Origin of the sequence: Flavobacterium johnsoniae UW101 (assembly GCF_000016645.1) — a bacterium.
Taxonomy (GTDB): Bacteria; Bacteroidota; Bacteroidia; order Flavobacteriales; family Flavobacteriaceae; genus Flavobacterium; species Flavobacterium johnsoniae.
Map to the genome: position 1 here is coordinate 5590734 of NC_009441.1, position 14320 is coordinate 5605053.

Annotated in this window: 10 protein-coding genes; 9 read left to right on the forward strand and 1 reads right to left on the reverse strand. The window is 35.1% G+C overall.

Annotation, left to right across the window (positions count from 1 at the left end):
* The first annotated feature begins 243 nt into the window (after nucleotides 1-243).
* From nirD to FJOH_RS23925, 7 genes are all read left to right on the forward strand, one after another.
* The gene (nirD, locus tag FJOH_RS23895) at nucleotides 244-621 is read left to right on the forward strand and encodes a nitrite reductase small subunit NirD (RefSeq protein ID WP_012026590.1); all 378 of its coding nucleotides are present in this window, start codon (nucleotides 244-246) and stop codon (nucleotides 619-621) included.
* Between the two features lie 433 nt (nucleotides 622-1054).
* Entirely contained in the window at nucleotides 1055-1639 is a 585-nt protein-coding gene (locus FJOH_RS23900; protein ID WP_012026591.1) for a DUF4202 domain-containing protein, read from the forward strand.
* 7 nt (nucleotides 1640-1646) lie between these two features.
* Nucleotides 1647-3458 (forward strand): PAS domain-containing sensor histidine kinase, encoded by a 1812-nt coding sequence (locus tag FJOH_RS23905; RefSeq protein ID WP_012026592.1) that lies wholly within the window; start codon nucleotides 1647-1649, stop codon nucleotides 3456-3458.
* Between the two features lie 409 nt (nucleotides 3459-3867).
* Nucleotides 3868-4527, forward strand: a complete 660-nt coding sequence (locus FJOH_RS23910; protein ID WP_012026593.1) for a response regulator transcription factor — start codon at nucleotides 3868-3870, stop codon at nucleotides 4525-4527.
* Nucleotides 4528-4624: 97 nt separating this feature from the next.
* Entirely contained in the window at nucleotides 4625-6109 is a 1485-nt protein-coding gene (locus tag FJOH_RS23915; protein ID WP_012026594.1) for an MFS transporter, read from the forward strand.
* 95 nt (nucleotides 6110-6204) lie between these two features.
* The gene (locus FJOH_RS23920; protein ID WP_012026595.1) at nucleotides 6205-7464 is read left to right on the forward strand and encodes an alginate export family protein; all 1260 of its coding nucleotides are present in this window, start codon (nucleotides 6205-6207) and stop codon (nucleotides 7462-7464) included.
* Nucleotides 7465-7587: 123 nt separating this feature from the next.
* A complete protein-coding gene (locus FJOH_RS23925) occupies nucleotides 7588-8211 on the forward strand; it encodes a class I SAM-dependent methyltransferase (protein WP_012026596.1) in 624 nt (207 codons plus the stop codon).
* A 101-nt stretch (nucleotides 8212-8312) separates the two neighbouring features.
* Here FJOH_RS23925 and FJOH_RS23930 read toward each other — a convergent pair whose 3' ends face one another.
* Nucleotides 8313-9017: a Crp/Fnr family transcriptional regulator gene (locus FJOH_RS23930; RefSeq protein ID WP_012026597.1), complete on the reverse strand. Its 705-nt coding sequence runs from the start codon at nucleotides 9015-9017 to the stop codon at nucleotides 8313-8315.
* A 180-nt stretch (nucleotides 9018-9197) separates the two neighbouring features.
* Between FJOH_RS23930 and FJOH_RS23935 the strand changes: the two genes are divergently transcribed.
* Nucleotides 9198-12713 carry a nitrate reductase gene (locus tag FJOH_RS23935; protein WP_012026598.1) on the forward strand — a complete coding sequence of 1172 codons (3516 nt, stop codon included), beginning with the start codon at nucleotides 9198-9200 and terminating at the stop codon, nucleotides 12711-12713.
* Nucleotides 12714-12856: 143 nt separating this feature from the next.
* Nucleotides 12857-14287: a rubredoxin gene (locus FJOH_RS23940; protein ID WP_012026599.1), complete on the forward strand. Its 1431-nt coding sequence runs from the start codon at nucleotides 12857-12859 to the stop codon at nucleotides 14285-14287.
* The last annotated feature ends 33 nt before the right edge of the window (nucleotides 14288-14320 follow it).

Below are 14320 nucleotides of genomic sequence, written 5' to 3' on the forward strand. Positions count from 1 at the left end.
TTCTCTATCACAAAAAACAAAAAATCTATGTTTCTATGTGTTTAAAATTAAAGCCACAGATTTAAGGATTAAAAAGATTAAAAATGAAATCGGCTAAATCTGCGTGAAAAAAATAAGCTCCAAAAAAAGAAAAAAAATCATTAAACGTTTGCTGTCCTTCTTACCCTCTTTTTTACTGCGCCATCATAACTCTCATGATTGTAAAAAGAGGGCTAAGAAACAGGAAATCAAAACACAATCAAAATGGAAGAAATCTTAAATCAATACGAAACAGTTCATGCGAGCGATGCTACAATTTGGTTCAAAGCAGGTAAAGTAGAAGATTTCCCGACCAACCGAGGCGGATGCATTAAATACAAAAACAAACAAATCGCCATTTTCAATTTTACACGCAGAAATGAATGGTACGCTTGCCAAAACGCCTGTCCGCATAAAATGGAAATGGTACTTTCAAGAGGAATGACAGGTTCTGCCGATGATATCCCGAAAATCGCCTGTCCGATGCATAAAAAGACTTTCTCCTTAGTTGACGGTTCAAACCTAAACGGAGACGATTTTAAAATTGCCACCTATCCAATTAAAGTAGTTGAAAATGAAGTTTTTGTTGGATTTGCAGACTAATTTATAGACTACAGATTACACAGATTAAAAGAATTAAAATTTTTAGCCACGAATTTCACTAATTAGCACGAATTAAATTAGTGGAATTCGTGAAATTTGTGACGAAAAAAAATTCACACAAGATTAAATCCAAAAAATCCTTTAATCTGTGGCAAAAAAGCAAAACAATAATTCATGCTAATTCGTGAAATTCGTAGCGAAAAAAATCACATAAGATTAAATCCAAAAAATCCTTTAATCTGTGGCAAAAACAAAACAATAATTCGTGCTAATTCGTGAAATTCGTGGCGAAAAAAAATCACATAAGATTAAATCCAAAAAATCCTTTAATCTGTGGCAAAAAACAAAAACAATAATTCGTGCTAATTCGTGAAATTCGTGGCGAAAAAAAACTTAATTCCGTATCTTTGAAATTCTATTATCAAACCAAAAAATGACTACACCTTTTCAAAAAGCAAGCGAATGGATTGATGCTGAAAACGCTCAGGATCCAAACATCGAATTAGACCAAAACAAAGAATATCCAAAAGAATTATTGTATTCAAACAGGATGTACGAAAGGCTGATGCAGTTTGAACCCAATGCATCCGAAGAAATTCAAATCGCATCAAAAGCACAACATATCTGCCGATGGAAAGTCGCTCGCGAATCATACCCAATGGATCGTGTTGGTTATTTGAAATGGAGAGAAGAATTGAAAAAATTCCACGCAAAAACCACTGCCGAAATTCTGGCAAAAGCAGGTTACGATCAAACTTTTATAGATCGTGTTTCTTTTTTAATTGAAAAAAAACTGCTTAAAAAAGATGCCGAAACTCAATTATTAGAAGATGTAATTTGTTTGGTGTTCTTAGAATATTACTTAGAACCTTTTGTTCACAAACACGATGAAGAAAAACTAAAAAACATCATCAAAAAAACCTGGGATAAAATGTCCGACAAAGGACATCAGGAAGCTTTAAAAATCAACTATTCTGAAGAAAATTTAAACCTAATAAAAGCTTCTTTAGGATTGTAAAAAAGATATGAAAAAAAGCAATCAGGAAGCTGCAGAAAAAATCACATTCAAAAATTTACGCCGTCTGTATTTTTTTGCGCTTCTTACTATTGCCTTAACTATAATTATCAGTCAGTTTTTAGTGCAATACAATCTGAATCAGCAGTTAAGCGATTCTAAAATCATCAATTTTTCTGGTAAACAAAGAATGCTGAGCCAGAAAATTGTCAAAGAAGTTTTGATCCAGCATTACGTTTCTGATACCGCTTCTGCAAAGCAAATTTCACATTTAAATGACGTTTTAGCGCTTTGGAAAAAAAACCAAAATGCACTTGAAAACGGCAGTGACAGTCTGGCTTTTCCAAAAGAAAAATCAGAAACACTTTCTAAATTATATCTTGAAATCAATCCGATTTTCAATAAAATTGCACAAACTACAGAAGCTTTTTTATTGAATGTAAAGCAGAAAAAAACAACTGCTGAAAACCAAAAATTCGTAAATACTATTTTAGAAAACGAAGGCATTTTCCTTTCTAAAATGAATCAAATTGTAACCCAATACGATCTTGAAGCGCACGAAAAAGTAACCGAACAGCGCCGAATAGAATATTGGATTTTCGGTTTCACGCTTTTAGTTCTTCTTTTAGAATTCTTCTTTATTTTCAAACCAACCAACAAAAAAATCGAAAGGTTAATTGCCAAGCTTTTATCTTCAGAAAAGAAAGCTCTAAAGCTCGCATACGACACAGAAATATTAAGCGAAATCAAAGAAAACTCGGTAAAAGAATTGAAATCTCTTAATTATGCAATGGAAAATACTTTATTGTATTGCCGAATTGCGCCAGATGGTTCGATCATTCATATTGGCGAAAAATTTGCTAAACTGCTTAATTATACCAAGTTTTCATCCAACAAAAAATTCTCCGAAGTTTTAACCGTTGACGAAAAAGAACAAACCAATTTCGACCGACTAATTTTCGAAAAACAAAGAAGTGGCTGGCAAGGCGAAATCAGTATTTTAAACAAAGAAAACGAAACCATTTGGCTTGATTTATCAATGGTTCCGGTAATGATCAAAAAAGACGAACTTGAACTTTTAATTGTTTGTTTTAACATCACCGAACGCAAAAAAGCACAACGCGAAGTCGAACGTTTGAACCTTGAAAATACGACCGAAAAAATCAATCAACAAAAGATTATTTCGAGCAAAATTGTTGAAAATCAGGAAAACGAGCAAAACCGAATCGCAAAAGAAATTCACGACGGAATCGGGCAAATGCTTACAGGTTTAAAATTCAGTTTAGAAAGCATTAATTTAGATGATAGAGGAAAATCAGAACAAAAAATTGAGTATTTAAAGAAGCTTTCGCTTGACATTATTAAAGGTGTCCGCACTGCAACTTTCAACCTAATGCCACCAGAATTAAGCGATCACGGAATCGTTTCTTCTTTAGCAAAACTCACGCAAGAACTTTCGAAACTTACGGGAAAAGAAATTCTCTTCTACAACAAAACCGATTTCGACCGACGTCTAGATTCCCTAATCGAGATCAACATTTATCGTCTCACGCAAGAAGCCATCAACAACGCCATAAAATATGCAGAATCGTCGCACATTATTGTGCAACTTTCTCATAGCGAAACACTTCTAAGCATCATCGTTGATGATAACGGAAAAGGTTTTGATGTTAATTCAGTCGACAAAAAACGCAACAGCGAATCCGGAATGGGGCTTTTATTTATGAAAGAAAGAATCCAATACATTAACGGACGCGTTTTCATGAACTCCATTCCAGGCGAAGGAACAAGAATTACTTTTAATATTCCCATTCTCAAATGAGACAATGTGTCAATTAGATAATTAGATAATTAGATAATTTATCTAAACGTCGAATTTCTATTTGTCAGGCTGAGCGATCCCGAGGCTTCGGGAGAAGTCCAAGCAAGTAACTCCACAAAGATTGGTGATTTAGATTACGGAATTTCTTAACGCGGGCTTCGACTCCGCTCAGCCTGACAATACAACGTTTAAATTTATATTTAGATATTAAAATTGTTTTTTGCTATTGCTATTGATATTGTAATTGACATTGCAATTGTCATTGATATTGCATTATTTTCTAATGATTTTTTAATGTTGGAGTTTGGAATTTCAAAAATTTGGAATTTTAAATAAAAAAAGTACGTATATTAGCATCTTCTTTTTAGATGAATATACGTAAAAATTCAGAATCAAAATTAAGTAAACTATGAGTAATATCATTCGTGTAGTATTGGCAGATGACCATGTTTTTGTTAGAGACGGAATCAAATCTTTACTGGAAAACGAAGCAAACATAGAGGTTGTTGGTGAAGCAATTGACGGTGCAGATGCTCTGGAAGTGGTTACAGCAACAAAACCCGACTTACTTATAGTAGATATTCGTATGCCAAACTTAACGGGCATCGAGGTAGTAGAAAAACTTAGAAGCGAGAATAATAACGTAAAAATCATTATGCTTTCGATGCACGAATCAGAAGAGTATGTTTTGAAATCTATAAAAGCCGGTGCCGACGGTTATTTACTAAAAGGTTCATCAAAAGAAGAATTTTTAAAAGCTCTTCATGCCGTTTCTTCAGGCGGTAAGTATTTCAGCGGTGATATTTCTTCTATTTTAATAAGTCAATTAACAAATTCGACTGCATCTTTAGAACCTAAACAAACTTTAGGTGAAGAAATGATGATTACCAAAAGAGAAAAAGAAATCCTGACACTTCTTTTATCAGGAAAAGGAAATAAAGAAATTGCCGAAGCTCTTGAAATTAGTAAAAGAACTGCCGAAGTGCATCGTTTTAACCTGATGAAAAAACTGAAAGTTAAAAACCTTATGGAACTTTCGAACAAAGCGGCTGAGTATTCTTTAATCTAAAAAATACGTATAAATACGTAATTATTTTTCAAAAACTGCGTTTTAGCAGGTTTTAACTAAGTTATAGTACTTATTTTTACATAAAAATATAAGTGCTATGAAAAATACAAACTCACTATCGCAATCACACAAAATTTTAGTTTTGAACACATTGGCTTTTACAGTGTGTTTTGCCTGCTGGACATTAAACGGGGTTCTGGTAACTTTTTTAGTCGATAACGGAATTTTCCATTGGGATGTTATTCAAGTCGGATGGCTTTTGGGTATTCCAATTTTAACCGGATCAATAATGCGTCTGCCAATTGGCATCTTAACCGATAAATTTGGCGGAAAATATGTTTTTTCACTTTTACTGCTTCTAAGTTCAATTCCGCTGTTCCTCCTTCCCTACGCTGATAGTTTCGCCATGTTTGCTTTACTAAGTTTTTTATTCGGAATGGTCGGAACGAGTTTTGCTGTCGGAATTGGTTACACTTCTATCTGGTATCCAAAAGAATGGCAGGGACGCGCGCTCGGAATATTCGGAATGGGAAATGCTGGAGCGGCAATAACTACTTTTCTTGCTCCTTCCTTATTAAATCATTTCTCTATTGATGATCCGCAAAACGGCTGGAAAGTGCTTCCTGTTATTTATGCAGTTTCATTAGTCGTAATTGGTATTGCGTTTTTAATTTTCGCTCAAAATAAAAAAATAGAAAGCAGCGGTAAAGCAATTTCGCAAATGCTTACACCTTTAAAATCACAAAGAGTTTGGCGTTTTGGAGCTTATTATTTCTTAGTTTTTGGATGCTTTGTAGCATATTCGCAATGGTTGCTGCCAAATTTCATGAACGTTTACCAAACGAGTTTAGTTATGGGAGGTTTGTTTGCCACGATGTTCAGTTTACCTTCTGGTGTTATTAGAGCTTTTGGAGGTTATTTATCAGATAAATTCGGAGCGAGAAAAGTAATGTACTGGGTTTTGGGTTCTTCAGTAATTTTAAGTGCTTTTTTATCGATTCCAAAAATGGAAATAACTACTTCTGGTCCGGGAATTCTGGCTGCTAAAAAAGGAGTCGTAAACGAAATCAGTGACAAAACCGTAAAAGTTGGCGATAAAGAATATTCAATTGCACAAAAAACAGCCAATACAGCCGAAAATGCCATTTTCCCTACTACTTCGAGCTGGCAGGATGTAGTTGTTGCTCACAATCAAAGTGTTGCTAAAAAAGAATTAATTGCCAAAGGCGTAACGGTTATTAAGTTTGATGCCAATATGTGGGTTTTCTTAGTCCTAGTTATTCTAATCGGGATTTCCTGGGGAATTGGGAAAGCGGCAGTTTACAAACACATTCCTGAATATTTTCCTAATGAAGTTGGCGTTGTAGGCGGCATGGTTGGAATGATTGGCGGTTTAGGCGGATTCTTTGGCCCAATTATATTTGGATATTTACTAACAGCAACCGGAATCTGGTCAAGTTCATGGATTTTTATTTTAATCTTTTCAACTGTATGTTTGGTTTGGATGCATTATACTATAACACAACTATCTAGAGAGAAACAAGTTAAAGTAACTAAAGCAAAATTAGAACCAGCATATTAAACTTAGATTAAAAAAAGATTAGAAATATGACTGCGATCATAGTATTCGACGGCATTTTCTTATAAATTTACCCTCGATAAAAATTTACCAATTTTATGAAGAAACTAAAACTAATCTTAATACTTATCGCAGGATTAAGCTTTGAAATTCAGGCTCAGGAATTAGATGTCAATTTGCAAATCAGACCACGTTTTGAATATCGAAACGGTTACAAACAACTTCTTCAGGAAGGTCAAAAAGGCACATCACAAATTTCACAGCGTTCACGTTTAAATTTCAATTACAAACAAGAAGATTTAATTGTAAAACTGACTTTACAGAATACCAGAACCTGGGGTGATGTTCCATCAACTGCAGCGGCAGATAAAAACGGGGTGGCTGTTTTTGAAGCTTGGGCACAATATAATTTTACTGAAAAATGGAGTGCCAGAATGGGGCGTCAGGTTCTTTCTTATGATAACCAGCGTATTCTGGGTGAAATGGACTGGGCTCAGCAAGCTCAGAGTCACGATGCGCTTACCTTTACATATCAAACTGAAAAACAAAAACTTGATTTTGGAGGCGCATACAATTCAACTGCTGAAAATGTTCTTCAAACTCCATATACTGTTGCTAATTACAAAGCATTACAGTACGCATGGTACCACAATCAATTTACTGAAAGTTTAGGTGCAAGCTTTTTACTGCTTAATACCGGTTACGAATATGCAAATGCTGATGCAAAACTACTGGTAGATTATAAACAAACTTTTGGACCATATTTGACTTACAAAACAAGTAAAATCGACACTAATTTCTGGCTTTACGGGCAAACCGGAAAAAGTACAGATTTAAAAGTCAGTGCATGGAATGCCGCTATTAATTTTAATTACAACCTAACTGATTCCTTTAAAGCTGGTCTAGGATATGAATTTTTATCTGGAAAAGCATCAAATGACGGAAGCACTGTAATCAAATCATTCAATCCTATTTTTGGAACCAACCACGGGTTTAACGGTTACATGGATTATTTTTATGTTGGAAATCACTTAAACAATGTTGGTTTACAAGATGCTTTTATAAAATTAAACTACAATGTAAATAAGTGGCAGTTTGCCCTGATTCCGCATGTATTCTTATCTGCTGCAGATGTAGTTACACCATTAAACGAAAAATTAGATTCGTATTTAGGAACTGAGATTGATGCCACATTTGGTTATAATTTTAAAAAAGATATTACCGTTACCGGAGGATATTCTCAAATGTTTGGATCTAAAACCATGGAATTTATCAAAAACGGTGATGCTGGTCATACTAACAACTGGGCGTGGCTGATGATTTCTGTAAATCCTAGAATTTTTACTTATAAAAAATAACGATTTTATTAATCGGATTTTATAAAATTTTACCCTTTTTCAAATTTGAGAAAGGGTATTTTTTTTACCCCCTGAGGTTTTCTTAATTCATTATATTTGATTGATATTTTTATAATTAAAATCATGAACAATACCTGGACTCAAAGATGGGACGACCGTTACAAAAGCGAAGAATTTGCATACGGCGAAGAACCTAACAATTACTTAAAAGAACAAATAGAAAAACTAGAAATCGGCACCATTCTTTTTCCTGCTGAAGGTGAAGGACGAAATGCCATTTTTGCCGCAAAACTAGGCTGGAAAGTTTCTGCTTTTGATATTAGTGAAGAAGGCAGAAATAAAGCTTTAAAACTCGCAGAAGCAAATGATGTTTCAATTGATTATCAAGTTGGCGAATTAGAAACTTTAGATTTTCAAGAACAACAATTTGATGTGATTGCTCTGATTTACGCACATTTTCCTGCTGCCATAAAATCTGAAATTCACAAACAGTTGAATCAACTTTTACGAAAAAATGGCATCATAATTTTTGAAGCTTTCAGCAAAAAGCATTTAGAATATGTAACCAAAAATGAAAAAGTAGGCGGACCAAAAGATATTGAATCTCTTTTTTCAATCGAAGAAATCAAAGCCGATTTCCCGAATTATGAAATTATAGAATTAGAAGAAAAAGAAATCGAATTAAACGAAGGATTATTCCATAACGGAACTGGTTCTGTAATTCGATTTATTGGCAGAAAAAAATAAATTACACTCGACGTAGAGACGCATACAGTAAAAACTCACTGCAGTGCGTCTCTACAATCAAAAACCTTTGCAGCTTTGCCCCTTTGTAACTTTGTCCCTCACTAAAAATACTTATGCTCCATAATTTCAGAACGTAATTCCTCAACATCCAAAATCCCAACACGTTTCCCTTCCGTTTTAATCAACGATTCTTTTTTGAGACTTGATAAAATACGGATTGCCTGTTCTTCTGTAGTTCCTGCAAAATCCGCAATTTCTTTTCGAGAAAGCTCAATATCAATCAAACCATTCGTTTGTCCGAATTTACGATGGATATAAAGTAACAAATCAATTACACGTTCACGAACATTCATGTGCGCAATCTTGCGGATGTTATTTTCACTTTTGTTCAATTCTTCGGCATAGAACAACATTAAAGCATACGTAAACTCAGGAACGTGCTGTAAAATTTCAAGCATAGTCTCGTTGCTGAAATTGCATAAAACAGTATCTTCTAGTGCATAAGCACCAATTAAATAACGTTTACTCGTTCCAAATCCGCGAAAACCAATAATATCACCATTAGTAGTTAAACGAACGATTTGCTCACGGCCATTAATACCCGTTTTTATGGTTTTGGCTTTTCCTTTACATATAAAATAAAGTCCCTGCAAAGGAGCGCCTTCTGTAATAAACCGATCTGATTTTTTACAAATAATACTTTGCTTTTTAGAAATATAAGCTTTCATCTGCTCCAAATACAAGTGTTTTTTTATAAAACAATTTTCATTGACACAGGAATAACAAATGGCTTGCTCTTCTTTCATGAGTCTTAAACTTTAAGTATATTAAAAAACTAAGATGTTGTTCCTCATTTATTTTCAATCAAAAATAAAAAAATAAATCAAAAAAATACGTATAAATACGTAAAAATACTTATTTTTGCTTAAGTACTTTTCTAAAGTCAGACCATTCAAATAAAAGTAGTATCTCTAAATAGAACTCAAATGCAAACTACGAAGATCAAAACTACCTGTTCCTATTGCGGCGTTGGCTGTGGTATAATCGTAACCAATGATGCAAAAAATGGTGTAATGGTCGAAGGCGACAAAGACCATCCGGTAAACAAAGGAATGCTGTGTTCTAAAGGAATGAATCTGCATTACGTAGTTAATGATACTTCTGACCGGATTTTATATCCAGAAATGCGCGGAAGCAAATTTTATCCGTTAGAGCGCGTAAGCTGGGATACTGCTCTTGACCGCGCTGCAGCGGTTTTTTCTTCTATTATAAAAAAACATGGCCCAGACAGCGTTGGTTTTTATATTTCAGGACAATGTTTAACCGAAGAATATTACTTAGTAAACAAACTCGTAAAAGGTTTTCTAAAAACCAATAATATAGATACCAATTCCAGACTCTGCATGAGTTCTGCAGTTGTAGGTTACAAAAAAACTTTTGGAGAAGATTCTGTTCCCATTGCTTATGATGATATCGAACTGGCTGACACTTTTTTAATTACAGGCGCAAATCCTGCCTGGTGCCACCCTATTCTATTCAGAAGACTTGAAAAACACAAAGAGAAAAATCCAAAAACAAAAATAATCTGTATCGATCCCAGACGAACTGATACTGCAGCTTTCGCCGATTTGCATTTACAGATTATTCCCGGTTCAGACATTATTTTATACCATGCTATTGCCAAACGAATTATCGAAAAAGGATATGTAGATCATGATTTTGTAAAAAACCACGCAGAGAATTTCAAACAATACAAAGACTTAGTTTTAGGAACTTCGCTGGAAAAAGCTTCTAAACTCTGCGGTATTTCTGTAAACGACATAAAACTTGCCGCTGATCTTATTGGGAAAGCAAAAGGATTTATTTCGCTTTGGGCAATGGGATTAAATCAAAGTGCTGTTGGGGTTGATAAAAATACAGCTTTATTGAATTTATCTTTATTGACCGGACAAGTCGGAAAACCAGGTTCTGGTCCTTTTTCTCTTACGGGACAGCCCAACGCTATGGGCGGACGTGAAGTGGGCGGCATGGCAACGCTTTTAGCAGCGCATAAAGACATTGCCAATCCAGCACACCGCAAAGAAGTTGCCGACTTTTGGGGCGTTGACGAAATATCAGACAAACCGGGTTTAACAGCGACAGAAATGTTTGAAGCGTTGGAATCAGGAAAAATGAAAGCCGTTTGGATTATCTGTACCAATCCATTAGTGAGTTTACCCGATTCTAGAAGAGCCGAAAAAGCTCTTCAAAATGCAAAATTCGTAGTCGTTCAGGATATTTCTCATAATGCAGATACAGCCAAATTTGCCGATTTACTTTTACCTGCTGCGGGCTGGCTGGAAAAAGAAGGAACGATGACCAATTCTGAACGCCGTATTTCCTATCTGCCAAAAGGAATTAATCCGCCCGGAGAGGCACTTCCAGATATTGAAATCCTAATTCGTTTTGCTAAGAAAATGAATTTCAACGGATTCAATTTCAACAGTGCCGAAGAAGTTTACAAAGAACATTGCGCCCTTACCAAAAATACCAATATTGATATTTCATTCTTAAACTATAACCGTTTAAAAACCGAAGGCACTTTTCAATGGCCAGTTCCAGATTATAATCATCCGGGAACTCCGAGATTGTTTACCGATAAAAAATTCTATACGCCTTCAGGAAAAGCCATTTTTAATCTGCCTGTTTCTATCGAAAATACTTCGGTACAGCCAAACGACGAATTTCCTTTTATTTTAACGACAGGAAGAATCCGCGATCAATGGCATACAATGACCAAAACAGGTAAAGTCTCAAGATTATTAACCCATATTCCGAGTCCTGTTTTAGAAATAAACCCAATTGACGCTTTTAAAAACGAGATTAAAAACGGTGATATTGTCGTGATTTCAAGCAAAAACGGAGAAGTCCGCGTAAAAGCAAAAGTTACAGATTCTATTAAAGAAAAAGTAGTTTTCCTGCCCATGCATTGGGGAAAACAGCTCGAAAATGATTTAAACCGAACCAATAATTTAACCAATACGGTTGTAGATCCCGTTTCAAAAGAACCTGATTTTAAATTCACAACCGTTTCGATTAAAAAATATGTAAAACCGTTTCAAAAAATTGCCATTGTGGGCGCCGGAGCAGCTTCATTCCGATTCATTCAAAACTACCGCGAATTCAATTCGACTGATGAAATTATTGTTTTTTCGAATGAAATAAATCCGTTTTACAATCGTGTTTTACTGCCAGAATATATGACAGGAGAATTCACCTGGGAACAGCTTTTAAAAGTTAAGGACGGTGAAACTCTCAATAAACTCAATATCACCATGAAAGCCGGAGTTTCTATTGATAAAATAGATACCGGCAAAAAAACAATTTTAGATAGTCAGGGCGAAATTCACACTTTCGATTCGCTGATTTTAGCAACCGGAAGCCGTCCTTTTGTTCCGGAAAATGCACAGCTTCATCTTCCCGGGCGTTTTACCGTTAGAAGAAAAGAAGATGCTGACCGATTGAAAAAACATCTCGACAGCACCAATCTTCCGCCCGAAGAACAGCACGTAGTCATTATCGGCGGCGGTTTATTAGGATTAGAATTGGCTGCAGCTTTAAAACATAAAAAAGTAAAAACAACCATAATTCAAAGAGCTTCACGTTTAATGGAGCGTCAATTGGATCGAATTTCAAGCAAATTACTGGCCGAAGAAGTACAGCTTCGTGACATTCAGATTTATTTTGATAACGAAGTCAGCACCGTTTTTGAAACCGATTATCCAAACGAAATTGAGATTGCTTTAAAAAGCGGTAAAATCATTACGGCAAATGCAATCGTGTATACAATTGGAACAATTCCAAATATTGAAATTGCACGTGAAAGCGGTTTAGCCTGCGGACGCGGCGTTAAAGTAAATCAGTATTTACAAACTTCAAATCCTAATATTTTCGCAATTGGCGAAATAGCCGAATTTAATAATAAGTTATTCGGAATCACTTCTGCTGCCGAAGAACAAGCCGATATTCTCGCCAATTACCTTGCGGGCGATATCAGCAGTTATTATAAAGGTTCTATTTTAATGAACATTTTAAAATTAGAAGATATCAACCTTTGCAGTATTGGCGATTTGACAATTCCGGAAAACGACGATTCGTACGAAGAAATTGTTTTTACAGATCTTAAAAAACGCTATTATAAAAAATGCATCGTAAAAGACGATCTTTTGGTTGGAGCCATTTTAATGGGCGATAAAAACGAGTTTGCCGAATTTAAAACCATGATTGAAAGCAAAATCGAATTATCAGACAAACGAAATACGCTTTTAAGAGGAAGTTCAAATGCAAAACCGGTTTTAGGAAAATTAGTCTGTTCGTGCAGTCAGGTTGGAGCCGGAAACATCGAAGAAACCATAAAAAGCGGTGTAAGTGATTTTACGGATTTATGCAAAAATACAGGCGCAGGTTTAGGATGCGGAAGTTGCAAAACGGAGGTTAAGGAGATATTGGCGAAGTGTAAATAGTTTGTTTTGTTTCAACACAATGTCACCCTGAGCGGAGTCTAAGGGCGCTCCAATTAGAATCGGGCTTCGACTACGCTCAGCCTGACACGCTTGGAGGAAACATCAAACCTGAAACAAAGCAAAACCTGAAACAAAAAAACAAAATGGAACTAACAAGATTAATAGTAAAAGGAGGCGTTATTTCGCCAGGAGAATTACAAGAAGTTGTAAATATTGCTTTAGAAGAAGGTTTGGATTCCATTTCGTTTGGTTCCAGACAGGATATTATTTTTCCGAAAGGATTTAAATCTTTAGATAAAACCACTTTAGGAAAACATCATTTTGTTTATCCTGATCAAAAAAGCGGCAACAACATTGTTTCGTCTTATGTTTCTACTGATATTTTCAGAAATACAAACTGGCTTACCGGAAATAGGTTTTTATATATTTTAGAAGAATTTAAAGAACAGCCAAAACTTAAAGTCAACATAACCGACCCTAAACAGCAATTGGTTCCGTTGTTTACTGGCCATTTGAATTTTATAGCTTCAGAACACGAAGATTATTGGTATTTATACATTCGTCTTCCAAAATGGGAAAAAATAGAAGTTTATCCTGTTTTGCTGTACAGCTGGGATTTGGCTAAGATTTATTACGAAATTGAGAAAATCTCTGAAGAAGATACGGTTGATATAGAAACGCTATTCGTATTGGTGAGTGAAGTTTTAGATACCAATAACAGAACAATTGACAAACCATTAAATATTCCGTTTTATCCGTTTCCGTATTACGAAGGAATGAACAGAATGGGAATCGATCAATATTGGCTGGGATTGTACTGGAGGAATAATTTATACGATTTGGATTTCCTGAAAGAAATGTGCGATCTGTGTTTTGAATGTAAAATTGGGAAAATCTGTATCACGCCTTGGAAATCTTTTATTATAAAAGGAATTCCGAAAGACCGAAAACTGGAATGGGAAAAATTCCTGGGAAAACGCGGCATCAATGTTCGCCATTCGCTATTAGAACTCAACTGGCATTTACCCGTTGCGATGGAATGGGCTTTGAATCTTAAAACTTTTCTAGTTCGAACTTTAGATCAATTCGACATTAGCACCTACGGATTGAATTTCGGAATTTCAGAATACAACCGCGACGGTCATTATTTTACTTCGATTGTAATCGAAAAAAATGAACTTCCGGCTGCTTTAGAATCTATCAAAATCAGAGATACCTATAATGTATTGTTTGCGAGAAATTTTGATCCAAATACTCGCGAATATATTGTGCATTCACAAGATATTGACAAACTGGAACTGCCAACAATTTTAATTGAATTAAGCCGTAAATATTTTGAAGAACTTGGAAATTCTACAGCTGAAACCAATGAAAATCCACAGAAAAAAGAAAAACTGCAATTAGATATTTATCAATGCCAGGAATGTTTAACGCTTTACAATTCTGAATACGGAGACGAAACTCAGGGAATTCCAAAAGGTATTTTGTTCGAAAATCTGCCTGAAACCTATTGCTGTTCGCTTTGCGAAGCTCCAAAAAGCAATTTCAAAATTTTAGAATTAGTAAAAAACTAAAGGTTACTTCAATATTAATTAGGAGCTGTTCCT

Coding starts and splice junctions, on each gene's coding strand:
- nirD (WP_012026590.1), top strand. CDS start 244: ATGGAAGAAATCTTAAATCAATACGAAACAGTTCATGCGAGCGATGCT.
- FJOH_RS23940 (WP_012026599.1), top strand. CDS start 12,857: ATGGAACTAACAAGATTAATAGTAAAAGGAGGCGTTATTTCGCCAGGA.
- FJOH_RS23905 (WP_012026592.1), top strand. CDS start 1,647: ATGAAAAAAAGCAATCAGGAAGCTGCAGAAAAAATCACATTCAAAAAT.
- FJOH_RS23925 (WP_012026596.1), top strand. CDS start 7,588: ATGAACAATACCTGGACTCAAAGATGGGACGACCGTTACAAAAGCGAA.
- FJOH_RS23930 (WP_012026597.1), bottom strand. CDS start 9,017: ATGAAAGAAGAGCAAGCCATTTGTTATTCCTGTGTCAATGAAAATTGT.
- FJOH_RS23915 (WP_012026594.1), top strand. CDS start 4,625: ATGAAAAATACAAACTCACTATCGCAATCACACAAAATTTTAGTTTTG.
- FJOH_RS23935 (WP_012026598.1), top strand. CDS start 9,198: ATGCAAACTACGAAGATCAAAACTACCTGTTCCTATTGCGGCGTTGGC.
- FJOH_RS23920 (WP_012026595.1), top strand. CDS start 6,205: ATGAAGAAACTAAAACTAATCTTAATACTTATCGCAGGATTAAGCTTT.
- FJOH_RS23910 (WP_012026593.1), top strand. CDS start 3,868: ATGAGTAATATCATTCGTGTAGTATTGGCAGATGACCATGTTTTTGTT.
- FJOH_RS23900 (WP_012026591.1), top strand. CDS start 1,055: ATGACTACACCTTTTCAAAAAGCAAGCGAATGGATTGATGCTGAAAAC.